Consider the following 22,382-nt stretch of genomic DNA (forward strand, 5'->3'; position numbering starts at 1 on the left):
GGCCAAGAACGAGATCCTGCAGATCGTGGTGTTCTCGCTGTTCGTCGGCACCGCCGTGGCGGCGCTGGACGACAAGGCCCCGCAGGTGCTGCACCTGGTGGAACAGTGCGCTCAGATCATGCTGAAGGTCACCGGCTTCGTCATGAAGCTGGCCCCGCTGGCGATCTTCGCGGCCCTGGCCTCGACCATCGCCACCCAGGGCCTGGCCATGCTGGCCACCTACGCCAAGTTCGTGCTGGGCTTCTACGGCGCCATGGCCACCCTGTGGGCCCTGTTGTTCCTCGCCGCCTTCGTGGTGCTGGGCAAGCGCGCCGTCCCGCTGTTCGGGGTCATCCGCGAGCCGGCCCTGCTGGCCTTCTCGACCGCCTCCTCGGAAGCCGCCTACCCGCGCATCCTCGACAGCCTGCCCAAGGTGGGCGTGCGCCGCCGCATCGTCTCGTTCGTCCTGCCGCTGGGCTATTCGTTCAATCTCGACGGCTCGATGCTCTACTGCACCTTCGCCACCATGTTCATCATGCAGGCGCACGGCGTGCACCTGACCATCCAGCAGCAGATCTTCATGCTGCTGCTGCTGATGGTCACCTCCAAGGGCATCGCCGGCGTGCCGCGCGCCTCGCTCGTCGTGATCATGGCCACCCTGACCTATTTCGGCCTGCCCGAAGCCTGGATCGCTCTGGTCCTGGGCGTCGACCACCTGCTCGACATGGGCCGCTCGGCCACCAACGTCGTCGGCAACTCCGTCGCCGCCGCCGTCGTCGCCAAGTGGGAAGGCGAGTTGGAGGACATGCCGGAGGAAACGGCGAAAGCCTGACGCTCACCTTCCGTAAAATCCCCGCGAAAGCGGGGACCCAGGCGTTTTATCGTCGAGCGCCCCGCGCTTCAGAAAAGCCTCGGCCCCCGCTTTCGCGGGGGTTTTACGGTTTTTGGGGGCCGAGAATGGAAAGGGCGGGGCCTCGCGGTCCCGCCCTTTTCTTTTGCCCCTGACACTCCTCGCCTCCCTCGTCCTCGTGGCGAGGAAGGCGCCAAGAGTGGGACAAGGGTATAGGGAGCCAAAGCCCCCTACTTCACCGTCTTGTCGACCGTCTCGCGCGTCACCGCGTGATAGAGCGGCCGGCTCTGCGCATAGATGCGCCTGGCGATCGACTGGCCCCAGTCGCCCTGGCCCCACAGCGACACGAACAGGGGGGCGACGAACTTGCGGCGGCCCTGGCCGGTCAGGAACTGTTCCAGCGACGGCACGGCCGGCTCGTAGCGGTTGGCGACGGCCAGTTGCAGCCAGGCGAAACGGATCTCGCTGTTGCCCTGGGCCGACAGGCCAAAGGCCGTGTCGACGGCCGCCAGGCGTTCGGCCGGAAGCTGCCGCGGCAGGCTGCCGACGAAGCGCACGCGCTCCGAAGTGCCCCAGCCCTTCCAGGCCTCGAGCGGCGCGGCGCCGCCAGCCGCGAAGGCCTTGGCCTGGGCGTCGACGGCCTCGAAGGCCTTGGACTGCACGTGGACGGCGTTTTCGGGCAGACCCGGCTGGTACACCCAGCGCTGCACGTCGATCTTGGCCTCCAGCGCCTTGTCGCCCTTGAACAGGTGCGTGCGCAGGTCGGCGATGAAGCCTTCGGCCGTCTGCGGCTGGAAGGCGTGACGGTCGAAATAGCCGCGCAGATAGGCGTCCCAGCGCTCGCGCCCGACCTCCTTTTCGATGGTGCGCAGGAAGGCCGCGCCCTTCTCGTAGGGGATGTCGGTCATGCCGTCGTCGGGATCGCGGCCGGTCAGGTCGATATGCAGGCGGGTGTCGGGACCCGTGGGACCGCCGGCCTCCTCGATGGCCCGATGCAGATCCGTCCAGCCGAGGTCGGCCAGCATGGCGGCCGTGTCCTTGCCGTACAAGGACTCCATGATCCGGTTCTCGAAATAGACCGTGAAGCCCTCGTTGAGCCAGAAGTCGGCCCAAGTGGCGTTGGTGACGAGGTTGCCCGACCACGAGTGCGCCAGTTCGTGCGCCACCAGGCTGACCAGCGAGCGGTCGCCGGCGATGATGGTCGGCGTGGCGAAGGTCAGGCGCGGATTCTCCATGCCGCCGAACGGGAAGGACGGCGGCAGCACCAGCAGGTCGTAGCGGCCCCAGCGATAGGGGCCGTAGAGCTTCTCGGCGGCCTCGACCATCTTTTCGACGTCGGCCAGCTCCCAGGCGGTGGCCTTCATCACCGACGGTTCGGTGTAGACGCCCGTGCGCTGGCCCAGCGGCTGGAACGTCAGGTCGCCGATGGCGATGGCGATCAGGTAGGGCGCGACCGGCTTGTCCATCCTGAAGCGATAGGCGCGGCCGCCGGCGACGGGCTCGCCGTCGGGGGTCAGCATCTCTGCGCTCATCACCGCCTTCAGGCCTTCGGGCGCGACGATGCGGGCGGTCCAGGTCTGGCGGATCCCGGGGCTGTCCTGGGTGGGGATCCAGGTGCGGTTGAGGATCGCCTCGCCCTGGCTGAACAGATAGGGCTTGGCCTTGCCCGCCGTCTGCGAGGGCGACAGCCATTGCAGCGCCGCGCCATCCGGAGCGCTCTCATAGGCTATGACGATGCGCCTGGCGCCGTTCAGCGTCACGGTCAGCGGCGCGCCCAGGTGCGGATCGGCCGCCCCCAGGGTCCACTTCAACGGCTTGCCCTTGGCGTCCGTGATCGACTTGACCACCAGGCCCTTGCTGTCGAGCACGACCTCCTTGGCGCCGGGCGCCAGCAACAGGTCGAGGGCGGCCGTGCCGACCATCTTCTTGCCCGTGAAGTCGGCGGTCAGGTCGAGATCGACATGGGTGACGCGGGCGACCTTCGGCTTGGCGTAGGAGTGGATGTCGGTCGCGTCCGAGGCGGTCGACAGCGGGGCGATCATCGGCTTGGCCGGCGCGGCTTCCGCCTGTGCCTGGGCCAGGGCGGGGACGGCGGCGGCGCCGAGCAGCGCGGCCATCAGGGCCGCGCGCGGGGTGTTTAGGATCAGGGACATGAGCAATCCGTGGAAGCGGAACTTGCCCCCTTATTCCAGATACGGACGGCTACAGATAGTCGAGCAGGCTCATCCCGGTCTTGATCGACCCGTCGGGGCCGAACATCGACGAAAGTTTCGCCGACAGGTTCTGCAGCGAGACCATCTTGTCATAGAGCGCCGGGGTCCAGCCGACCGCCTCGCGCTCCTCGCTGCTCATCGAGACGTACTGCGAGACCAGGGTCCGCCCGAAGGCCGAGCCGTCGCCCGACTGCTGGGCCGCCTTCCAGTAGGACGACACGCCCTCGCGGTTGCGGCTCCTGATCTCGTCGGCCGCTTCCTTGACCTCGTGGTCGGAGAACTGCCCGCCCTTGTTCAGCGCCATGGCCGACAGCGAGCGGTCGTCGAAGCGGGCGAAATCGATCTTGCCGGCGTCTGGACCGGTGGCCATCCCTTCCCCGGTCGCCAGGCCGTACTGCCGGTCCAGCGCCACGCGCACGTCGGCGGCCACGTCGTCGATATCCCGCGAGCGGGGATTGGAGACGACGCCGCCGTTCTGCTTGACGTAGGCTGCCACCGGATCGTCGGCGATGCCCGTCGGCGCGGTCCCCGGCTTGGCGGTGGACTGGCGCAGGCCCTCGACCAGGGCGGCCTTCTCGTTCTGCCACTTCAGCGTGGCCTTCTCTTCGGTCCCCGCGCCCTCGTGGCGGCTCAGGGCGGCCTTGTAGAGACCGGCATAGTCGCCGGTGACCCGGGCGTCGGCGGCGGGCCCGGCCAGGACCGCGTTCTGGCCCGACTGCAGTTGCAGGCTGGCGACCACCTGCTCCTCGATCGGGAAGCTCCCGCCCTGATTGGAGGCGATGGCGTAGAGGCTGCGGCGATCCAGGCCCGAGACGTCGATCGTCGCCTTGCCGTCCTTCAGGGCGCTGGTCGCCTTGGCGGCCGACAGCAGGGCATCCAGGCTCTTGCGGGCGTCCGACACCACCGCGCCCAGGTCGCGGCCGTCGGTCTTGTTCGCCAGAGCCGCCTGAGCCTGCGCCGATAGGGTGACGCTGACGCTGGACGCGCCCATCCTGGCGGCCTCGGCGGCCTTGGCCTGCTGCTGGGCGGCGGTTCCCGTCTGGGCGTTCGTCGCGCCGGAATAGGCATAGGCGGCGGCATAGCCCTGCGGCCCGATCCTGGTCATCACGCACTCGAAGTCGATTCAACTCCGGCGAGTTGTATCAGCTGAGTCGCGATTTGAAATGTTTGGAAATCAGGGATTTGGTTGGTTAACGCCGAAGCGGGGCCGGGGATGTCGCGCGCCCGTCCATTAAGCGCCACTTTTGCGTGTGGAGCTTGAGCACGCCCGCCAGGATCGGCGGCGGCAAACCCGGTCGATATCGGAGACTCCCATGCTCGCAGTCCTGTTCGCGGCCATCGCTATCGACGGCTCGGCCCCGCCGCCCCAGGACACAAGCCCCCGGCCGCCCAGCGCCACGGCGTCCCAGGCCTTCGATCCGGCGGCCGTGCGGGCGATCGAGGCGGCGGCTTACGACTATGTCGACGGCCAGCTGGAGGGGGACACGGCGCGTGTCGCCCGCGTGCTGCATCCCGACCTCGCCAAGCGCGCGGTACGCTCGCGGCCAGATCCGGACGAGGTGCTGGGCCTGCGGCGGATGAGCCGCGACGAACTGGTGGACCTGACGCGGCAGGGCGCCCTGAAGACGCCGCGCGAGAAATGGGACCGCAGCGTCAGGGTTCTCGACGTCGCCGGCAACGTGGCGGTGGCGCGGGTGGAGACACCCTGGTTCGTCGACCACCTGAACCTGGGACGGTTCGGGGATCGCTGGGTGATCGTCAACGCACTCTGGTACGCCAAGCCGCGCGCCAACTGACGGATGAAAACAATCACGCCCCGGGCTTAGCCGCGGGGCGTGATCCTTGGTCCTACTCGGCGTGGCCCGGCTTGCGCGGGGTCGCCCAGGGATCGGAGACGTCGGCCAGCACCACCTCGATGCAGTCGACGGCCACCTTAAGGTCGCCGCCGCCCGCGAAGGTCAGCAGCACCGTGCCGCCGGGGGCTTCCTGCCCCGGCTCGAAGCCGATCGACAGCAGTTCGACCACCGCCTGCTTGGCGTCGCGGCGCAGGTTGCGGGCCTGGACGCCGGTGACGTCGCCCAGCTGCAGGGCCGAGCGCACGCGCTCGCCGCCCTTGCCTCGCCCCTTGCCCGCCTCCCAGCGGAAGCGGTTGCAGGCCAGGGTCAGGGTGCGGGCGCTGGCGTCCCAGCGGATGTCGCCGATCTTGGCGACAGCGTCCTGCAAGGCGGCCGAGACCACCTCGAGGTCGGCCGGCTCCTGGGCCAGCAGGCGAAGGGGGGCGGCGTTCATGCTTAAAGCTCCGGCTCGCCGTCGCCCTTGATGCGACGCACCTGGGCCCCGCAGGCGCCCAGCTTCTCTTCCAGCCGCTCGAAGCCGCGATCCAGGTGATAGATGCGCGACACCACGGTCTCGCCGCGCGCCACCAGGCCGGCGATCACCAGGCTGACCGACGCCCGAAGGTCGGTGGCCATCACCTCGGCGCCTTCCAGCTGGGCGACGCCGCGCACGCGGGCCTCGCCGCCGTGCACCGAGATGTCGGCGCCCAGGCGCATCAGCTCGGGAGCGTGCATGAAGCGGTTCTCGAAGATGGTCTCGCGGATGTGGCTTTCGCCGTTCGCCGTCGTCATCAGGGCCATGAACTGGGCCTGCAGGTCGGTGGCGAAGCCGGGGAACGGCGCGGTCTCGATGTCGACCGCGTTCAGGCGCGAGCCGTTGCGCTTGACGATGACGCCGTCTTCGGTGCGCACGACGGTGGCGCCGGCCTCCTCGAGCTTGACCGACAGGCTTTCGATCAGTTCGGGCCGGGCGTTGGTCAGGCGCACTTCACCGCCGGCCATGGCGGCGGCGACGGCGTAGGTGCCCATCTCGATGCGGTCGGGAATGACCGAGTGCGTCGCGCCCTTCAGGCGAGCGACCCCGGTGATGGTGACGGTGGGGGTGCCCGCGCCCTCGACCTTGGCGCCCATGGCGTTGAGGCATTCCTGCAGGTCGACCAGTTCCGGCTCGCAGGCGGCGTTGCGGATGACCGTCACGCCGTCGGCCAGCACGGCGGCCAGCATGGCGTGCTCGGTGGCGCCGACAGAGACGATCGGGAAGACGATCTCGGCGCCCTTCAGGCCGCGCGGGGCCTGGGCGTAGACGTAGCCTTCGTGCAGGTCGATCTTGGCGCCCAGGGCCTCCAGGGCCTGCAGGTGCAGGTCCACCGGACGCGCGCCGATGGTGCAGCCGCCAGGCAGGCTGACCTTGGCCTGGCCCGACCGGGCGACCAGCGGACCCAGCACGTTGAACGAAGCGCGCATCTGGCGCACCAGGTCGTAGGGCGCAAAGCCGCTGGTGATCTCCGGGGCGTGCAGGATGGTCTGCTGGCCGTCTGGACCGTCGCTTTCGGTGACGCTGACGCCCAGGCGCGTCAGCAGCTTGCCGAGGAATCGCGTGTCGGCCAGGCGCGGCATGTTGGTCAGGCGCAGCGGCTCGTCGGTGAGCAGGCTGGCGGCCATCAGCTTGATGGCCGAGTTCTTGGCGCCGCTGACGGGAATGACCCCGTTCAGCTGCGCGCCGCCGGTGATGGCGATGCGATCCAATGAAAATCCCTCGAACGCGCGAAAAAGACGTCCTTCGCGCGGGTCACATGTGAGGGCGCGGTTCTAACGCTTGCAAGTGGGCATGCAAGAGGCCGCGCCGATTCCCCTATTCGTCGCCTTGCGAGGACGATTCCGGCTTGGCCGAAGCGCTGGCGGGCGCCTTTCGACGGCGAAGGTTCGTTCGCAGGGCCTGGGCCAGACGCGCCTCGCGTTCGGCTTTTTCCTTGTCTGGACTGGGGTTTGGCTTCGATGACTGGCTCATGTGTCCACAGGTGAATTGCGTACGGGCCTTGGTCAATACGATTTGGGCTTTGCAATCCCGGAAATCGTTGGCTATACGCCCCTCCTCGCCGCCGCCGTAGCTCAGTGGTAGAGCGCATCCTTGGTAAGGCTGAGGTCGGCAGTTCAATCCTGCCCGGCGGCACCACGGGGACCCAGATGGAAGTCTGGGTCCCCACCACACTCCAGAAATGCGGCGAAAACGATCCTGCTCAGGCAGCGCTTCGATGCGCGCTAGAGGCTTCCCGCCTCGCCGGCCGGGACCGCTCCCTGCACGAATTCGATCAGGTTGCCGGCCAGGTCGCGGATGAAGCAGGCCGTCCCGTGCGGCATGACCTTCAGCCAGACGATGTCGGCGCCCCGTCCCCCCAGCTCCTCGACCAGGGCCGCCACGTCCGGCGTGACGAAGGCCACGTGCTTGACGCCGTGAGTATGGACGTCGCGGTCGGGGATCCGGCGCTCGTCCGGCAGCGGCGCAGCGCCAGGGACTTCGAACAGCTCGATCCGCAGGTCGCCGTTGGCGATCATCGCCACCTGGGCCGGGATGGTGGGGATCTCGAAGCGGCGCTCCAGCGAGAAGCCAAGCACGCGCCCGTACCACGCCACCGCCGCGTCCAGGTCGGGAACGCTGACGCCGCCGTGATGGAAGCCGTACCGCAAGCCGCTCATCTTTGATCTCCGCCGGTCGCATGGCCCGCAACGCCCCCACTCTGGGCGCGAGGCGCCTCCACGCCACAGGCTCGCGCGTTTCGCTCGCACAGCGAACGAAGCCGTTTCGAAGCAGCCTGCGGGAGATCCGCCCACGGACGAAATCGACCACGCCCTGCGCGCGTGTCCAGACCTTCAGTATAAGCGCACTATACTTCGCCAAGCTGAAGCTTGAACGCCGTTAAACGTAGACTTCTCGACACAGATAACTGGTTACCGATGCGCTGTCCTGACGCATTACGCGAGTCAGTCGCGCCCTATACACATCAATTAAGCATATCGATTAACCACAGCTGATCGGGGGAGCGTCGATGACGTTCGACTTCGCGCGCTGGGCCATGGGCCTGGCGGCCATCGCGGCCTGCTGCCTGTTCACCGTCCCGGCCGCCGCCCAGGTCCTGGAGATCGGCGACGAGGGCGAGGTCACGCGTTTCGAGGGTCCGGCCGTCTACACGGGCGAGTCTGTCGAGGCGATCGCGCAACCGCTGACGCCGGCCGTCCTGGAGGAAGGCCACGAAGAGGTGCGCCGCGAGATCGCCGTGGCCGCGGCCGCCTATGCGCTGGACCCCAAGCTGGTCGAGGCGGTGGCCTGGCGAGAGAGCCGCTTCAAGCCCACCGCCCGCTCGCGCAAGGGCGCCATGGGCGTCATGCAGCTGATGCCGGCCACCGCCCGCGACCTGGGCGTGGACCCGTCCGACATGGCCCAGAACGTGCGCGGCGGGGCGATGTACCTGCGCCAGATGCTCACCCGCTTCGGCGGCGACGTGAAGCTGGCCCTGGCGGCCTACAACGCCGGCCCCGGCGCCGTCCTCAAGCACGGCGGCGTGCCGCCATACGCCGAAACCCAAGCCTACGTGACCTCAATCCTCGGCCGCATGGCCGTGTCGGGCGCCGCCTTCGCCGTTCCCGCCCTCGGAGCCTCCAACTGATGCGTAAACTTGTAAGCGTTCGCGCCGCCGCCCTGGCGACCGCCCTCCTCGCCGCCGCCGGCCAGGCCCATGCCCAGGCCGTGCAGGCTGACCCGCAGGGCTCGTCGGCCGTGCTGTCGGGCGTGATGTGGCTGCAGGGCACGCTGCTGGGCAACGTCGCCACCGCCGTGGCGGTGATGGCGGTGGCCGCCGTCGGCTTCATGATGCTGACCGGCCGGATGAACTGGCGCTACGGCGCGACCGTCATCCTGGGCTGCTTCATCCTGTTCGGCGCCACCACCATCGTCAGCGGCATCCGCACGGCGGCGGGCGCGTAAAGCCCGATGGCCGCCCCCCTCGATCGCGACGTGGTGTTCGGGGCCCTGACCCGGCCCCAGATGTTCGCCGGCGTGACCTACAGCTACTTCGTGATCAACGGTGTGGTCACAACCGAGCTCTTCCTGATCACCAAGTCGTTCTGGGCGCTGCTGGCGGCGCTCGTGATCCACGCGATCGGCTATGCGGCCTGCCTGCGCGAACCGCGCATCTTCGACCTGTGGCTGACCAGGGTCAGCCGCTGCCCACGCGTACCCAATTTCCGGGCCTGGCGATGCAACAGCTACCAACCGTGAATCCCAAAAAGGAAGCGTCGGCCGGCAAGCGCCTGCCCTACGCGCGCCTGCTGGACGATCGCACGATCGAGATGCGCGACGGCCTCCTGATGCAGGTGATTCACCTGGCCGGCCTGCCGTTCGAGACGGCCGACAGCGAGACCCTGAACTACCGCAAGGCCGTGCGCGACGTGATGCTGCGGGGCCTGGCCTCCTCGCGCTTCGCCGTCTACCACCACATCATCCGCCGCGAGGCCCGCGTCGGCACGCAAGGCGCGTTCGCCGACGACTTCAGCGCTCGCCTCGACGCCGAGTGGAGCGCCCGCCTTTCGGGCCGCAAGCTCTACGTCAACGACCTCTTCCTGACGATCGTGCGCCGGCCGCTGCAAGGCCAGGGCGGCCTGATCGACAAGGCCCTGCGCCTGGCCAAGGGTCCGACCCAGACCGCCGGCCAGAAGGCCCAGGACCGCCGCGAACTCGACGCCGCCCGCGACGGCCTGGTCTCGGCCCTGGCGCCCTACGGCGCGCGGGTGCTGGGCCAGTACGAGGGCGCCAACGGCGCCTGCTCCGAGCCGCTGGAATTCCTGTCCTGCCTCTATAACGGCGAGATGCGTCCCGTGCTGGCGCCTGAAGGCGACGCGGGCGAGTACCTGCCCTATCGCCGCGTGAGCTTCGGCCATGAGACCCTGGAGCTGTCGCGCGCCGGCGCCCTGGCGCGCAGCTTCTCCTCGATCGTCTCGGTCAAGGACTACCCGGCCCAGACCACGCCGGGGATGCTGGACGACCTGCTGCGCCTGCCCTGCGAGATGGTCGTCACCCAGAGCTTCGGCTTCGTCGACCGCCAGCCGACGCTGGACCGCATGAACCTGGCCCTGCGCCGCATGCGCGCGGCCGACGACGATGCGATCAGCGTCAAGGCCGACCTGATCCGCGCCAAGGACGACGTGGTCAGCGGCCGCGCCGCCTTCGGCGAGCACCACCTGTCGGTGCTGGTGCGCGGCGAGAGCCTCGACAGCCTCGACCAGTCCACCGCCGAGGTGATGAGCGCCTTCACCGAGATGGGCGCCATCGCCGTGCGCGAGGACGTCAACCTGGAGCCGGCCTTCTGGGCGCAGTTTCCTGGCGCCTTCAAGGACATCGCCCGCCGCGCGCTGATCTCGACCGCCAATTTCGCCGGCTTCGCCAGCGGCCACAACTTCCCGGTCGGCAAGGCCCTGGGCAACCACTGGGGTCCGGCGGTGACGCTGCTGGAGACCACTTCGGCCGGCCCCTACCACTTCAACTTCCACAAGGGCGACCTGGGCAACTTCACGATCATCGGCCCGTCGGGCTCGGGCAAGACCGTGGTGCTGAACTTCCTGCTGGCCCAGGCCCAGAAGTACAAGCCGCGCACGGTCTTCTTCGACAAGGACCGGGGGGCCGAGATCTTCCTGCGCGCCATCGGCGGCCGCTACGAGGTGTTGCGTCCCGGCGAGGCCACGGGCTTCAACCCGCTGGCGCTGGAGGACACGCCGGCCAATCGCCGCTTCGTCGCCGACTGGGTCGCGCGTCTGGTCTCCCAGCCCGGCGAGACCCTGACGCCCGACGACCTGGCCCGCATAAAGGACGCCGTCGACGCCAACTACGACCAGGCGCCGCGCTTGCGCCGCCTGCGGTTCTTCGCCGAGCTGTTCAAGGGCGCGCGCCGCCCGGACGCCGCCGACATCTCGGCCCGGCTGGCGCCGTGGCACGGGACCGGCGAGCACGCCTGGCTGTTCGACAACGCGCAGGACGGCCTGGACCTGTCGGCCGCCACCCTCGGCTTCGACATGACCCAGCTGCTGGACGACCCCGCCCTGCGCACCCCGGCCATGATGTACCTGTTCCACCGCGTGGAGCAGCGCTTGGACGGCCACCCCACCCTGATCGTCGTCGACGAGGGCTGGAAGGCGCTGGACGACGACGTCTTCGTCGCCCGGATCAAGGACTGGGAAAAGACCCTGCGCAAGCGCAATGGCCTGGTGGGCTTCGCCACCCAGTCGGCCCAGGACGCCCTGGAAAGCCGCATCGCCAGCGCCATCGTCGAGCAGGCCGCCACCCAGATCTTCATGGCCAATCCCAAGGCCCAGGCCCGCGACTACTGCGAGGGCTTCGGCCTGACCGAGCACGAGTTCGAGCTGGTCCGCAGCCTGCCCGACACCGCCCGCTGCTTCCTGATCAAGCATGGGACCGACAGCGTCGTGGCCCGCCTGAACCTCGCCGGTTCGCCCGAGCTGCTGACGGTGCTTTCGGGCCGCGAGAGCACGGTGCGCAAGCTGGACGTCCTGCGCGAACGCCTGGGCGACGCGCCGGAGGCCTGGATGGCCAAGCTGTTGAAGGAGGCCGCATGACTCCGGTCGCCTGCCCTTCGCCCGACGCGGCCCTGGTCCAGGGCCTGATCGGTTCGGTCGACTGCCAGGTGCACGGCCTGGCCCAGGCCGGCTACGCGGCCCTGTCGGCGCCCGGCTCGCCGGTCTCGACCCTGCTGACGGTGCTGATGACGCTGTACGTGGCCTTCATGGGCTACCGTCTGGTGCTCGGCCGGGGAGCCTTGCGCATCGGCGACGCCACCATCGCGGCGGTGAAGCTGGCCCTCGTCGTCGCCCTGGCCACCAACTGGGCGCTGCTGGAGACCCTGGTCTACGACCTGCTGTTCAAGGCCCCGGCCGAGGTCGGCGCCCTGCTGCTGGGCCAACTGGACGGCGGCGGGACCGGCAAGCTCGATCCCTATGTTCGCCTGCAGTTCGCCTTCGACGCGCTGCAGGACGCCGCCCAGCATTTCGCCACCCGCGCCGGCGCCCGCGACGCGGCCCTGCAGGGCGGCCCCGGCTTCGCGGCCTTCGCCGCCAATGTCGGCGGCCTCGTCACGCTGTTGACCAGCCTGGGCGTGGTGCTGGCCTGCAAGGTGGTGCTTTCGGTGCTGCTGGCGCTCGCCCCCATCGTGGCCGGCCTGTTGCTGTTCGAGACCACCCGCGGCCTTGTCGAAGGCTGGCTGAAGGCGATGATCGCCCTCTCTATCCTGCCGATGATCGCCACCCTCGCCCTGTCGCTTGAGCTGGCGATGATGGCCCCGTCCCTTAAGGCCCTTGCCGCCATGAAGGACGTCCAGCAGTTCGCCGAGCTCGACATGGGTCCGGCGATCACCGTGCTGGTGCTGAGCCTCGTCTTCGCCGTCGTGCTGGTGGCCGCCGCCATAGCGGTGTGCGTGATCGCCGCCGGCCTGCGCCTGCCGCGCGAACGCCAGATCGGCCAGGACGTCTCGCCGGTCTCCGCATCCGGCGGCGGCTCGAGCGCCGCGCCGCTGGAGCCGCCGTCGCGCGCCGCCCACGTGGCCGCCGCCGCCGTCAGCCTGGCCCGTCGCGAGGAGCAGGCCGCCAGCGCCGCCGCGTCCTCCCCTGTCGGTCCGCGCCGCCTGGTGGTGGTTTCCGACCGCACGCAGACCGCGTCCGCCGCCGGTTCGCCCCCCGCCCAGGCCGCCGCCGTTCCGCTGGGCGCCAGCTATCGCCGCCCGGCCGCCCCCCGCCTCGCCGCCTCCGGAGCCCGGAGAGACCAGTGACCCCGCTTGCCCGTTCCGGAGTTTCGCCCGTGAAGCGTTCGCTTCTGGCCCTGTCGATCGCCTGCATGCTCGCCACGCCGGTCATCGCCCAGACAGCCGCCCCGGCCGTCTCGGCCGACCCGCGCATCCGCACCCTGCCCTACGACCCCGACCAGGTTTATCGCCTGAGCGGCGTCATGGGCTTCCAGACCATGCTGGAATTCGCCCCCGACGAGCGGATCGAGAACGTCTCGATCGGCGACGCCCTGGGCTGGCAGGTGACGCCCAACAAGCGCGCCACCCTGCTGTTCCTCAAGCCGGTGGATCGCGCCCCGGTCACCAACATGACCGTCGTCACAGACCGCCGCCGCTACGTGTTCGAGCTGTCGGTGTCGCCGGGCGGGGCGGATGCGGCCTACGTCGTGCGCTTCCGCTATCCGGCCGTTCCGGTCGAGATCGCCGCCCCGCCGGCCAAGCCGGCCGCGGTCGAGCCGGCGCGCAACGCCGCCTACACCATCAAGGGATCAGCCGCCCTCGCCCCCGCCCGCGTGTTCGACGACGGCCGCGCCACCTACTTCGCCTGGCCGAGCCAGGCCGAACTGCCGGCGATCTTCGTCATCGGCGCCGACGGCTCGGAGGGCCTGGCCAACGCCGTGGTCAAGGACGGCTATCTGGTCGTCGACCAGCTGGCGCCGCGCTTCGTGCTGCGCAGCGACAAGGCCACCGCCACCGTCGTCAACGCCGCCTGGCAAGGCCCGGGGAAGGCCCGATGACCCACGACATCGATCCGCGCCTCTCGCCCCAGGTCCAGGACGACCTGGCCGCCGCCGACGCTCAGGCCCGCCCCGTGGTCGGCAAGGCCGGCGGCGTTTCCAACCTCGCTATCATGGCCGGCTTCGGCGTGTTCGGCGTCGCCGTCTTCGCCTGGCTGTCGAGCCATCGCGCCGATGCGAGCCAGCGACAGCCCGCCGCCGCGCCGCCCGCCGCCGCCCAGCCCGCGCCGGTTGCGAAGCTCGCCCAGGTGCAGGGGCCGCTCTACGCCGTGCCCGCGCCGCAGTTCACGGTCGACAACAGCGCCCCGGCCGAGCCGCCGCCTGCGCCCGTTTATGCGCCGCCGCCTCCGGCCGCGGTATTCGCCGGTCCCGTGGACGATTCCGGCCGCCGCCGCGCGCCGACCCTGGTCGTCGACCTCAGCGACCGGGGCCAACCCGCTGCCAGGCCCACGCCCGGCAGCCCCGCGGCCGCCGCCGGCGAGGCCACGCGCGTCGCCGCCCTCAATCCCGACGAGCGCTTCGCCGACCGCGTGGGCCTGGACGAGGCCGCGCCCGCCAAGGCCAGCGCCATGCAGGACCTCGACGCGGTCATCCCGCAGGGCGCGGTGATACCGGCGGTAATGGAGACGGCGATCAATTCCGACCTGCCGGGCCTGGCCCGCGCCATGGTCACCCGCGACGTGAAAAGCTTCGACGGATCGACCGTGCTGATCCCGCGCGGCAGCCGCGTCATCGGCCAGTACAAGTCGGGCCTGGCGCTGGGCGCCAGCCGCGTCTTCGTGATCTGGACCCGGGTGATCCGCCCCGACGGTGTGTCGGTGCAGATCGGCTCGCCCGCCGCCGACCCGCTGGGCCGGGGGGGCCTGGAGGGCAAGGTCGACCGCCACTTCTTCACCCGCTTCGGCGGCTCGATCCTGACCTCGGTGCTCAGCGCCGGCGTCGCGGCGGTCAGCAACAGCCGGGCCAATTCGCAGATCTATATCGGCTCGATGTCCGAGGCGGCCAACCTCGCCAACGCCGCCAAGGGGACCAGCACCTCGCCGACCATCAAGACGCCGCAGGGCGCGCCGGTGACCATCTTCGTGGCCCGCGATCTCGACTTCTCGGGCGTGCGGGGCCGCAAATGACCCATCACGCCCCGATGGGGGTCTATCTGGAGGCCTACCTCGCGCCGCTGGCGCCGTGGCTGGCCGATCCGGCGGTGACCGACCTTTATATCAACCGGCCCGGCGAACTGTGGGTCGAGCGACTGGGCGGCGCCCTCGCGCCCGTCGCCGTTCCCGAGCTGGACGAGACCAATCTCTGGCGCCTGGCCCGCCAGGTCGCCGCGCTGGCCCACCAGGGCGTCAGCCGCGAGCACCCCCTGCTGTCGGCCGTGCTGCCCGGCGGCGCGCGAGTGCAGGTCGTCGCCCCCCCGGCCACGCGCGGCGGCGTCGTCATGGCCATCCGCAAGCACGTGGTCTCCGACCTGTCGCTCGACGACTACGCCGCCGCCGGCGCCTTCGATCGCGCGACGACGCCGCAGCTCCGTCCCGATGCAGCGCTGCGGGCCCTGCTCGACGCCGGCGACGTGCGCGGCTTCCTTTCGGCCGCCGTGCGCGCGGGCAGGAACATCGTCGTCAGCGGCGGCACCTCGACCGGCAAGACCACCTTCCTCAACGCCTTGCTGAAAGAGGTCCCGCTAGACCACCGCCTGGTGCTGATAGAGGACGCGCCCGAGATCCGCCTCGCCCATCCCAACGCCGTCGGCCTGGTGGCCGCGCGCGGCGAGCAGGGGCAGGCCCGGATCGGGACCGAAGACCTCCTGCAGGCCAGCCTGCGCCTGCGGCCCGACCGGATCATCCTGGGCGAGCTGCGCGGGGCCGAGGCCTTCAGCTTCCTGCGCGCCGTCTCCAGCGGCCATCCGGGCTCGATGACCACGGTCCACGCCGACGACCCGTGCGGCGCGGTCGAGCAGCTGGCCCTGATGGCCCTGCAGGCCGGCGCCAACCTGCGACGCCAGGACGTGGTCGATCATGTCGAGCGCGTCGTCGACGTCTTCGTCCAGCTTCATCGCCAGGACGGCGTCCGCGCCGTCCGGGAGATCGTGTTCACAGACCGCTAGAGACGGCCTCCATCCACCTTGTTTTTCGTGTTCAGCGCGCCCGCACAGCGGGCGTGACCGGGGACTTCTGCGCCATGCGTATCAAACTTCTAGCTTCGGGGACCGGGATCGGCCTGGCCCTCCTTCTGGCGGCCTGCAGCGGCGGCGGTGGAGGCGGCGGCGGCAGCGGCTCGTCCGCTCCCCAGGGCGGCGGCACGACGCCGACCGCCCCGCCCCCGCCCGTGGTGATCTCGGCGGCCGAGGCCTCGCGCCTGGCCAAGCAGGCCAGCTTTGGCCCCACGCCCGAACTGATCGACCAGATCGTCGCGGCCAAGAACGCCGGCGCCTGGATCGACCAGCAGTTCGCCCTGAGCGCCAGCACCTACGCCGACATCGCCGGCAAGCCGGTGGCGACCAACTTCTGCACGGCCCAGAACCTGACGGGCGCGGACCTGAACAACTGCAACCGCGACAACTTCGGCGCCCTGCCGATGGCCATGCGGTTTTACGCCAACGCCATGGGCAAGGACGACCAGCTGCGCCAGCGCACGGCCTTCGCCCTGTCGCAGGTCGTGGTGGCGTCCGACCTGGAGGTGCACACCACCGCGGGCCTGGCGACCTTCAACCAGATCCTGCTGGGCAACGCCTTCGGCAACTACAAGGACATCCTGCGCGAGGTGACCCTGAACCCGTTCATGGGCAAATTTCTCGACATGGTCGACAGCAACAAGTCGGCCCCCAACGAGAACTACGCCCGCGAGCTGATGCAGCTGTTCTCGGTCGGCACGGTGATGCTGAACATGGACGGCACGCCCAAGACCGGCGCCGACGGGGCGGTGATCGCCACCTACTCCAACGCCGAGGTCAAGGAAGTGGCCCGCGCCTTGACGGGCTGGACCTACGCCCGCCTCGATGGCGCGGCGATCAGCGACTACACCAAGGTCGACTATTCCAGGCCGATGATCGTCAACGCCGCGCGGTTCGACACCGGCGCCAAGACGTTCCTGAACGTGACCATCCCGGCCGGCGCGACCCAGCAGCAGAACGTCGACACGGTGGTCGACACCGTCTTCAACCACCCCAACACCGCGCCCTTCATCTCCAAGCGGCTGATCCAGCAGCTGACCCTGGCCAATCCCTCGCCCGCCTATGTGGGCCGGGTCGCGGCCGTCTTCGCCGACAACGGCGCGGGCGTGCGCGGCGACATGAAGGCGGTGATCAAGGCGATCCTGACCGACGCCGAGGCCCGCGGCTCGGCCGCCACGCCGGGCAAGGTCAAGGAGCCGGTGCTGTTCCTGACGGGCCTGGCCCGCGGCATGGGCCTGAAGTCGGACGGCTACGCCTTCTACTACCGCGACAACGGCCTGGGGCAGATGCCTTTCCGCGCCCCGTCGGTGTTCAACTTCTATCCCTACGATTTCCCGCTGCCGCTGGGCTCGGGCGAGATGAGCCCGGCCAGCAAGCTGATGACCACCTCGACCATGATCGCCCGCCACAACCTGGCCTGGGACTGGACCATGGCCGGCGAGGCCACGCGCACCGAGTTCAAGGCCCAGGCCAGCATCCCCGGCTCGACCGCCGTCGAACTGCCCTGGCCCCAGTGGGAGGCCCTGGCCGCCGACGAGGCCAGGATGCTGGAGCGCATAGACCTCGTCTTCCTCAACGGGACCATGACCTCGGCCCAGCGCAGCGCGCTGTCATCGGCCATGGCCGCCGTCAAGAACACCGACCCCGCCGTCCAGGCGCGAAAGCGGGCGCAGGTCGCCCTCTACATCGTCGCCACGTCCCCCCACTTCCAAGTCGACCGCTGAGCCATGACCCTTTCCCGCCGTGATTTCGGCCGGCTGCTCGCCGGCGCCTCCGCCACCGCCGCCCTCGCCCAGATCGGGGTTTCGGCCGCCGTCGCCGACACCTCCAGCTATCGGGCGATGGTCGGCATCTTCCTGTTCGGCGGCAACGACGCCTGGAACATGGTGATCCCTAACGACGAGCGTTACGCCGACTACGCCGCCAAGCGCGCGTCCATCGCCGTCAAGCAGGACGCCCTGATGCCGCTGACCGGCACGGCGTTCGGCCTGCACCCGGCCTTCGCGCCCCTGAAGGGCGCCTGGGACGAGGGCGCGCTCAGCGTGGTGCTCAACGCCGGCACGCTGTTCCAGCCGCTGACCAAGACCATCTACCAGAGCCGCCCTGACCTGCGCCCGCTGAACCTGATGTCCCACGAGGACCAGCAGAACGAGTGGCAGGGCATGCGCATGCGGGAAAAGAACCTCGACGGGTTCATGGGCCGCATCCTCGACAAGGCCGACCAGGCCGAGCTGCCGCCGCTGATCTCGATCGCCGGCTCGCAACTGGCCCTGATCGGCAGCCGCAAGTCGCCGCTGATCCTGCCGTCGACCGGCGGCATCTCGCGCAACGGCTACAACGCCGCCAGCACGGACGCGGCCACGGTCGCGCGCCAGTCGGCGCTGAACGCCTTCTCCGACGCCTCGGCGTTCGGGGCTGTGACCGACTTCACCGGCCGGGGCATGTCGTCGGCCTACGCCCAGGCGGCGACGGCCAACACCATCGTCAGCGCCACGACCTCGACCGTGGACCAGTACTTCAAGAACCCGAACACGGGCGCGACCCTGACCAGCGAGATCTCGCGCCAGCTATTGCGAGCGGCGCGGATGATCGAGGCCCGAAACACCCTGGGCCACGCCAAGCAGACCTTCTTCGTCAGCCAGGGCGGCTACGACACCCACAACGGCCAGGCCGCCTCGCACAACAGCCTGTACGCCGACCTCGCCATGGCCCTGGCCGGCTTCTACGCCGCCATGAAGGCGCTGGGCCTGGCCAACAACGTCACCGCCTTCACGATGTCGGACTTCGGCCGGGTCTACAAACCCAACGCCAACGCCGGCACCGACCACGCCTGGGGCTCCAATCACCTGGTGCTGGGCGCGGCGCTATCGTCGCGCAAGGTCCACGGCCGCTATCCCGACACCACCTACGGCGGGGCCGAGGACGCCTACAACGACGGCCGCTGGATCCCCAGCATCGCCGTCGAGGAATACATCGGCGCCATCGCCCAGTGGTACGGCGTCTCGGCGGCCGACATGCCGTACGTCTTCCCCAACTGGGCGACCTGGAACGGCGGCGGACGGGGGCCCGTGCCGTTGTTCGGGTAGTGGCCCCCACTCCTCCCCCGCTTGCGGGGGAGGGGGACCGCGAAGCGGTGGAGGGGGCGAGACTTGGCTCATTGCCGGCCGTCGCCCCCTCCGTCACGGCGCTGATAGCGCCGCGCCACCTCCCCCGTTGCACGGGGGAGGAGCAGAGACCAGTTCCGCCAGCCCCTGCTCGCGCGACACCACCGGCGCATAACCGAGCTCCGCGCAGGCCTTGGCGATGCTGACCGTCACCTCGACGGCCGAGGTGGCGTAGACCTGCCGGCTCAGCGGTCCCCGGATCCGGCCGCCGCTGATCGCCGCCAGGACGTCGCCGACGCCGGCGATGGTCTTCAGCAGGCCGCGCGGCACGGTCTTGTCCGGCGCCGTCAGCCCCTGCGTGGCCAGGAGCCGCGTGGCGAAGGCGCGGAATTCCACGGGCTTGCCGTCGGTGATGAAATAGGCCTGCCCTCCCACGCCGTTCCTCAGCGCCAGGACCACGCCCTCGCACAGATTGGCCACATGGGTGGTCGAGGTGCGATAGCGGCCGCCGTCGATCCAGGCGAAGGCGCCCGAGCGCACGGCGTCGGCCAGTTGCGGCAGCGCCGTGGTGTCGTCGCGCCCCCAGACGAAGCGCGGCCGCACGGCCATGACCTCGAAGCCCGGCTCGCTCATCGCCAGCGCCAGACGTTCGGCCTCTGCCTTGCTCTTCGAGTAGGCCCCGGCCGGACGGCGGGGATAGGCATGGTCCTCGGTCGCCCCGACCAGAGGCGCGCCGTCCAGCAGCACCGACTCCGTGCTGATCAGCACCGTGCGCGACACGCCCGCAACCTTGGCGGCGGCCAGCACCGTACGGGTTCCCTCGACATTGATCCGCGCAAGCCGCGCCTCGACGCCGGCCCCGTGGTCGGTGTCCGCCGCGGCGTGGACCAGGGCGTCGCAGCCCGCCATGCCCTGCGCCAGGCGGGGATCGAACAGGTCGCCTTCGAAGGGTTCGGCGCCGAGGTTGCGGACGATATCGACGGCGGCGGCGCTGCGGGCCAGCGCCACCACAGGCACGCCGTCGGCGACAAGGCGGCGGATCAGGTTGCGGCCGACATAGCCGCTGCCGCCGGTGAGAAACAGGCGTGCGGGCGCGCGCCCGCCGGCGGCGGGTTCGTTGATGGTCATCTTCACAGTCCTTGAGTGGGAGTCTCAGCTCGTCTTCGGCGACGGCAGGGGCGCCTCGCCGTCCGGCCTGGCGGTCACCAGCCAGTTGATCTCGCGCAGAATCCGCGTGCGCTGCTCGACCGGCCAGGCGTGATAGTCGAGCGCCTCGAGCAGCTTCAGCCCTTCCAGGGCCAGATAGGCCAGGAGGGCGCCGCGCGGGCTGGCGGCGTCGGCGGTCAGGCCGGCGATGACGGCGCGCTGGTTCTCCTGGATACGGCCGCGCAGGCTGGCGTCCTGGGCAAGGGCCGCGCACAGGTTCAGGGCCACGGCGCGGAAGTCGTCCGGCAGGGGCGTCGCCGCCGCCAGGATACGCCCCCGGATCACCGCATCGCCCTGCCCGGCCAGGCTGTCGGTCATGGCGGTGTTGAAGGCGTTGTCACGCGCCACCGCCCGCTCGACCACCGCATCGATCAGCGCCGCCTTGGTCTTGAAGTCGTACAGCACCGTGGCCTTGCCGATGCCGGCCTGCTCGGCCACCGCGTCCAGCGTCAGGCGCGCGGCCCCGTCGCGAGCCACCACCGCCTCGGCGGCGTCGAGCACCGCGTCACGGTCGACGATGCGTTTACGGCCCATGGCCAACTCCATTTATAACCGACTGGTCGGATATAAATGAGCATCACCCCGCCGGTCAACCTTCGCTGACGTCGAACCGTCATACGGCGACGCTAGACAGGCCGCTTTCGGTTCGGAGAGCGCGTGATGCTGGGTCTGGTGGCTGCGGTGACGATGGCGGCGGGCGCGGACGCGCCGCTGCGGATGAACGACCTGCTCGCGGTCGGCACCCACAATTCCTACAAGCAAGCGATTCCCGCCGACGAGCTGGCGGCCATGGTCGCCGCGCGCGGCCGGCCGGTTCTCGCCCTCGACTACGCTCACCGGCCGCTGGCCGAACAGCTGGACGCCGGCGCCCGCCAGCTGGAGATCGACGTCGTCGCCGACCCGCAGGGAGGACGCTACGCCAAACCGCTGACCGCCCTGGGCGGCGGCGTCACCCTGCCGCCGGCCACGGCCCAGGCCCTGGCCAGGCCCGGCTTCAAGACCCTGCACATGCCCGACGTCGACTTCCGCAGCTCGTGCGTGAGCTTCGTCGAATGCCTGTCGCAGATCCGCGCCTGGTCGGACGCCCACCGTGACCACGCCCCGATCCTGATCATGCTCAACGCCAAGGAGGGGCAGGCCAGCCTGCCCGGCGGCGTCACGCCCCTGCCCTTCGACGAGAAGACCTTCGACGCCCTCGACGCCGAGATCCGCAGCGTGTTCGGCTCCGACCGCCTGATCACCCCGGATCTCGTCCAGGGCAAGAAGCCGACCCTGCGCGAGGCGGTGCTGGCCGGCGGCTGGCCGACGCTGGAAGCCGCGCGCGGCAAGGTGTTCTTCGCCCTGGACGAGGGTCCCGAGAAGGTGGCCATCTATCGCGGCAAGCGCATCTCGCTGGAAGGCCGGGCGATGTTCGTCAACACCGACGAGGCCTCGCCGGCCGCCGCCTACCTGACGCTCAATGATCCGATCGCCCAGAAAGACCGCATCGCCGCCGCCGTGAAGGCCGGCTTCATCGTGCGCACCCGCGCCGACGCCGACACCTGGGCCGCCCGCGACGGCGACGTGACCATGCGCAGCGCGGCCCTCTCCAGCGGCGCCCAGTACGTCTCGACCGACTATCTGTGGGCCGACCCGCGCCTGCCGGGGAGCTACACGGTCCGCCTGCCGGGCGGCGAGGCGGCGGCCTGCAATCCGGTGCACGCGCCCAAGGCCTGCGACGGCGCGATCGAGATGACCGCCGGCGCCCCGGCCAAGGGCTATCTCGACCCGGCCCAGCGCCCCGATCTGACCAAGGTTCTGGCCCCGCCGCCGGCCGTGGGCTCGCCCCGCGCCCTGGCCGACGCGGCCATCTTCGACGCCAGCCGCGCCCTGAAGGACACGCCCCGCTGGGCGCTGGCGACCTCGGACGTCACCGGCCACTTCTATGACCACTACGCCGCGGCTCTGGGCGTGCGCCTCAGCCCGCAGGAGGCGCCGGTCCTGACCGCCCTGCTCGAACGCTCGGGCGCCGACCGCTCGGTGGTGGGCGTGGCCAAGACCTTCTGGGGGACCGCCCGCCCCTATGTCGGCAAGGAAAGCGCCCCGACGTGCGAGGCCAAGACCGCCCACCTGACTGGCAATCCCGACTATCCGTCCGGCCACTCGGCCCACGGCGAGCACGTGGCGATGATCCTGGCCGAGGTGGCGCCGACGCGCGCCGACGCCCTCTACGCCCGGGGCCGCGAATATGCCGAGAGTCGCTGGATCTGCGGCTCGCACACGGTCAGCGCCACCGAGGCGGGCCTGCAGGCGGGCGCGGTGATCTACGCCGCCGAGCACCGATCGGCCGCCTTCCGCCTCGATCTGGAGATGGCCCGCGCCGAGGTCGCCGCCGCCCTGGCCAGGGCAGCGAAGAAATAGGCAAACGCAAGTCGGCGAACGCCGCTTGCCAAAACGATAGTTATAGC

Annotated in this window: 20 protein-coding genes, 1 tRNA gene and 1 pseudogene; 15 read left to right on the top strand and 7 right to left on the bottom strand. The window is 70.1% G+C overall.

The genetic code is table 11. The annotated features are described in order from the left end of the window. Positions 1 to 811 (top strand): dicarboxylate/amino acid:cation symporter (locus DDF67_RS05440; RefSeq protein ID WP_146197966.1); only part of this gene is annotated, 811 nt, incomplete at its 5' end. Between the two features lie 248 nt (positions 812 to 1,059). Here DDF67_RS05440 and DDF67_RS05445 read toward each other — a convergent pair. Together DDF67_RS05445 and DDF67_RS05450 are read right to left on the bottom strand one after the other, a co-directional pair. Continuing rightward, positions 1,060 to 2,982, bottom strand: a complete 1,923-nt coding sequence (locus DDF67_RS05445; protein WP_109099921.1) for a M1 family metallopeptidase — start codon at positions 2,980 to 2,982, stop codon at positions 1,060 to 1,062. A 49-nt stretch (positions 2,983 to 3,031) separates the two neighbouring features. After that, complete coding sequence (locus tag DDF67_RS05450; protein ID WP_109099922.1) at positions 3,032 to 4,147, bottom strand: hypothetical protein; 1,116 nt, start codon at positions 4,145 to 4,147, stop codon at positions 3,032 to 3,034. Between the two features lie 208 nt (positions 4,148 to 4,355). Here DDF67_RS05450 and DDF67_RS05455 point away from each other — a divergent pair, with 208 nt between their 5' ends. Further along, on the top strand, positions 4,356 to 4,838 hold the full coding sequence (locus tag DDF67_RS05455; protein WP_109099923.1) for a nuclear transport factor 2 family protein: 483 nt from the start codon (positions 4,356 to 4,358) through the stop codon (positions 4,836 to 4,838). A 52-nt stretch (positions 4,839 to 4,890) separates the two neighbouring features. On the opposite strand, the gene DDF67_RS05460 is transcribed toward DDF67_RS05455, so the two are convergent. Next, on the bottom strand, positions 4,891 to 5,331 hold the full coding sequence (locus DDF67_RS05460) for a DUF2948 family protein (RefSeq protein ID WP_199229167.1): 441 nt from the start codon (positions 5,329 to 5,331) through the stop codon (positions 4,891 to 4,893). A 2-nt stretch (positions 5,332 to 5,333) separates the two neighbouring features. Beyond that, the gene (gene murA / locus DDF67_RS05465; RefSeq protein ID WP_109099925.1) at positions 5,334 to 6,623 is read right to left on the bottom strand and encodes a UDP-N-acetylglucosamine 1-carboxyvinyltransferase; all 1,290 of its coding nucleotides are present in this window, start codon (positions 6,621 to 6,623) and stop codon (positions 5,334 to 5,336) included. Between the two features lie 352 nt (positions 6,624 to 6,975). Here murA and DDF67_RS05470 point away from each other — a divergent pair. Continuing rightward, positions 6,976 to 7,050: transfer RNA gene (locus tag DDF67_RS05470), tRNA-Thr, on the top strand. An 86-nt stretch (positions 7,051 to 7,136) separates the two neighbouring features. Here the strand turns inward: DDF67_RS05470 and DDF67_RS05475 are convergent. Then, a complete protein-coding gene (locus tag DDF67_RS05475) occupies positions 7,137 to 7,571 on the bottom strand; it encodes a VOC family protein (protein WP_109099926.1) in 435 nt (144 codons plus the stop codon). A 350-nt stretch (positions 7,572 to 7,921) separates the two neighbouring features. Between DDF67_RS05475 and DDF67_RS05480 the strand changes: the two genes are divergently transcribed. The 10 genes from DDF67_RS05480 (at position 7,922) to DDF67_RS05525 (ending at position 18,711) form a co-directional block, all read left to right on the top strand. Next, positions 7,922 to 8,539, top strand: a complete 618-nt coding sequence (locus tag DDF67_RS05480; RefSeq protein ID WP_109099927.1) for a lytic transglycosylase domain-containing protein — start codon at positions 7,922 to 7,924, stop codon at positions 8,537 to 8,539. Further along, on the top strand, positions 8,539 to 8,856 hold the full coding sequence (locus DDF67_RS05485) for a TrbC/VirB2 family protein (RefSeq protein WP_109099928.1): 318 nt from the start codon (positions 8,539 to 8,541) through the stop codon (positions 8,854 to 8,856). Before DDF67_RS05480 ends, DDF67_RS05485 begins: the two co-directional genes overlap by 1 nt. A 6-nt stretch (positions 8,857 to 8,862) precedes the next feature. After that, positions 8,863 to 9,150, top strand: coding sequence for a type IV secretion system protein VirB3 (locus DDF67_RS05490; protein WP_109099929.1), 288 nt, complete (start codon positions 8,863 to 8,865; stop codon positions 9,148 to 9,150). Beyond that, positions 9,147 to 11,498, top strand: coding sequence for a VirB4 family type IV secretion/conjugal transfer ATPase (locus DDF67_RS05495; protein WP_233247551.1), 2,352 nt, complete (start codon positions 9,147 to 9,149; stop codon positions 11,496 to 11,498). The genes DDF67_RS05490 and DDF67_RS05495 overlap by 4 nt, the downstream gene beginning before the upstream one ends. Next, positions 11,495 to 12,703 carry a type IV secretion system protein gene (locus DDF67_RS05500; RefSeq protein ID WP_109099931.1) on the top strand — a complete coding sequence of 403 codons (1,209 nt, stop codon included), beginning with the start codon at positions 11,495 to 11,497 and terminating at the stop codon, positions 12,701 to 12,703. Before DDF67_RS05495 ends, DDF67_RS05500 begins: the two co-directional genes overlap by 4 nt. A gap of 29 nt (positions 12,704 to 12,732) precedes the next feature. Beyond that, entirely contained in the window at positions 12,733 to 13,455 is a 723-nt protein-coding gene (locus tag DDF67_RS05505) for a TrbG/VirB9 family P-type conjugative transfer protein (protein ID WP_109099932.1), read from the top strand. Next, complete coding sequence (locus DDF67_RS05510; protein ID WP_109099933.1) at positions 13,452 to 14,582, top strand: TrbI/VirB10 family protein; 1,131 nt, start codon at positions 13,452 to 13,454, stop codon at positions 14,580 to 14,582. Before DDF67_RS05505 ends, DDF67_RS05510 begins: the two co-directional genes overlap by 4 nt. Beyond that, positions 14,579 to 15,559, top strand: coding sequence for a P-type DNA transfer ATPase VirB11 (virB11, locus tag DDF67_RS05515; protein ID WP_109099934.1), 981 nt, complete (start codon positions 14,579 to 14,581; stop codon positions 15,557 to 15,559). Before DDF67_RS05510 ends, virB11 begins: the two co-directional genes overlap by 4 nt. 74 nt (positions 15,560 to 15,633) lie before the next feature. Beyond that, complete coding sequence (locus tag DDF67_RS05520) at positions 15,634 to 17,349, top strand: DUF1800 domain-containing protein (RefSeq protein WP_109099935.1); 1,716 nt, start codon at positions 15,634 to 15,636, stop codon at positions 17,347 to 17,349. A 3-nt stretch (positions 17,350 to 17,352) separates the two neighbouring features. Continuing rightward, positions 17,353 to 18,711 carry a DUF1501 domain-containing protein gene (locus DDF67_RS05525; RefSeq protein WP_109099936.1) on the top strand — a complete coding sequence of 453 codons (1,359 nt, stop codon included), beginning with the start codon at positions 17,353 to 17,355 and terminating at the stop codon, positions 18,709 to 18,711. Positions 18,712 to 18,804: 93 nt separating this feature from the next. Here DDF67_RS05525 and DDF67_RS05530 read toward each other — a convergent pair whose 3' ends face one another. Further along, positions 18,805 to 19,857 (bottom strand): NAD-dependent epimerase/dehydratase family protein, encoded by a 1,053-nt coding sequence (locus tag DDF67_RS05530; protein ID WP_109099937.1) that lies wholly within the window; start codon positions 19,855 to 19,857, stop codon positions 18,805 to 18,807. A gap of 24 nt (positions 19,858 to 19,881) precedes the next feature. Then, positions 19,882 to 20,469, bottom strand: coding sequence for a TetR/AcrR family transcriptional regulator (locus tag DDF67_RS05535; protein ID WP_109099938.1), 588 nt, complete (start codon positions 20,467 to 20,469; stop codon positions 19,882 to 19,884). Positions 20,470 to 20,592: 123 nt separating this feature from the next. Here DDF67_RS05535 and DDF67_RS25955 point away from each other — a divergent pair. Both DDF67_RS25955 and DDF67_RS25960 read left to right on the top strand, forming a co-directional pair. Beyond that, positions 20,593 to 21,657, top strand: a pseudogene (locus DDF67_RS25955) (phosphatidylinositol-specific phospholipase C1-like protein); the annotation flags it as partial. Between the two features lie 9 nt (positions 21,658 to 21,666). Then, on the top strand, positions 21,667 to 22,335 hold the full coding sequence (locus DDF67_RS25960) for an acid phosphatase (protein WP_233247556.1): 669 nt from the start codon (positions 21,667 to 21,669) through the stop codon (positions 22,333 to 22,335). Positions 22,336 to 22,382: the final 47 nt, after the last annotated feature.

It is taken from the genome of Caulobacter endophyticus, assembly GCF_003116815.1.
GTDB classification, from domain to species: Bacteria; Pseudomonadota; Alphaproteobacteria; order Caulobacterales; family Caulobacteraceae; genus Caulobacter; species Caulobacter endophyticus.

Excerpts from the sequence above, each read along its gene's own strand:
- DDF67_RS05445 (WP_109099921.1), bottom strand. The coding sequence starts at position 2,982 with ATGTCCCTGATCCTAAACACCCCGCGCGCGGCCCTGATGGCCGCGCTG.
- DDF67_RS05455 (WP_109099923.1), top strand. The coding sequence starts at position 4,356 with ATGCTCGCAGTCCTGTTCGCGGCCATCGCTATCGACGGCTCGGCCCCG.
- virB11 (WP_109099934.1), top strand. The coding sequence starts at position 14,579 with ATGACCCATCACGCCCCGATGGGGGTCTATCTGGAGGCCTACCTCGCG.
- DDF67_RS05520 (WP_109099935.1), top strand. The coding sequence starts at position 15,634 with ATGCGTATCAAACTTCTAGCTTCGGGGACCGGGATCGGCCTGGCCCTC.
- DDF67_RS05490 (WP_109099929.1), top strand. The coding sequence starts at position 8,863 with ATGGCCGCCCCCCTCGATCGCGACGTGGTGTTCGGGGCCCTGACCCGG.
- DDF67_RS05460 (WP_199229167.1), bottom strand. The coding sequence starts at position 5,331 with ATGAACGCCGCCCCCCTTCGCCTGCTGGCCCAGGAGCCGGCCGACCTC.
- DDF67_RS05485 (WP_109099928.1), top strand. The coding sequence starts at position 8,539 with ATGCGTAAACTTGTAAGCGTTCGCGCCGCCGCCCTGGCGACCGCCCTC.
- DDF67_RS05500 (WP_109099931.1), top strand. The coding sequence starts at position 11,495 with ATGACTCCGGTCGCCTGCCCTTCGCCCGACGCGGCCCTGGTCCAGGGC.
- DDF67_RS05475 (WP_109099926.1), bottom strand. The coding sequence starts at position 7,571 with ATGAGCGGCTTGCGGTACGGCTTCCATCACGGCGGCGTCAGCGTTCCC.
- DDF67_RS05480 (WP_109099927.1), top strand. The coding sequence starts at position 7,922 with ATGACGTTCGACTTCGCGCGCTGGGCCATGGGCCTGGCGGCCATCGCG.
- DDF67_RS05450 (WP_109099922.1), bottom strand. The coding sequence starts at position 4,147 with ATGACCAGGATCGGGCCGCAGGGCTATGCCGCCGCCTATGCCTATTCC.
- DDF67_RS05510 (WP_109099933.1), top strand. The coding sequence starts at position 13,452 with ATGACCCACGACATCGATCCGCGCCTCTCGCCCCAGGTCCAGGACGAC.
- DDF67_RS05530 (WP_109099937.1), bottom strand. The coding sequence starts at position 19,857 with ATGACCATCAACGAACCCGCCGCCGGCGGGCGCGCGCCCGCACGCCTG.
- DDF67_RS05525 (WP_109099936.1), top strand. The coding sequence starts at position 17,353 with ATGACCCTTTCCCGCCGTGATTTCGGCCGGCTGCTCGCCGGCGCCTCC.
- DDF67_RS05535 (WP_109099938.1), bottom strand. The coding sequence starts at position 20,469 with ATGGGCCGTAAACGCATCGTCGACCGTGACGCGGTGCTCGACGCCGCC.
- DDF67_RS25960 (WP_233247556.1), top strand. The coding sequence starts at position 21,667 with ATGACCGCCGGCGCCCCGGCCAAGGGCTATCTCGACCCGGCCCAGCGC.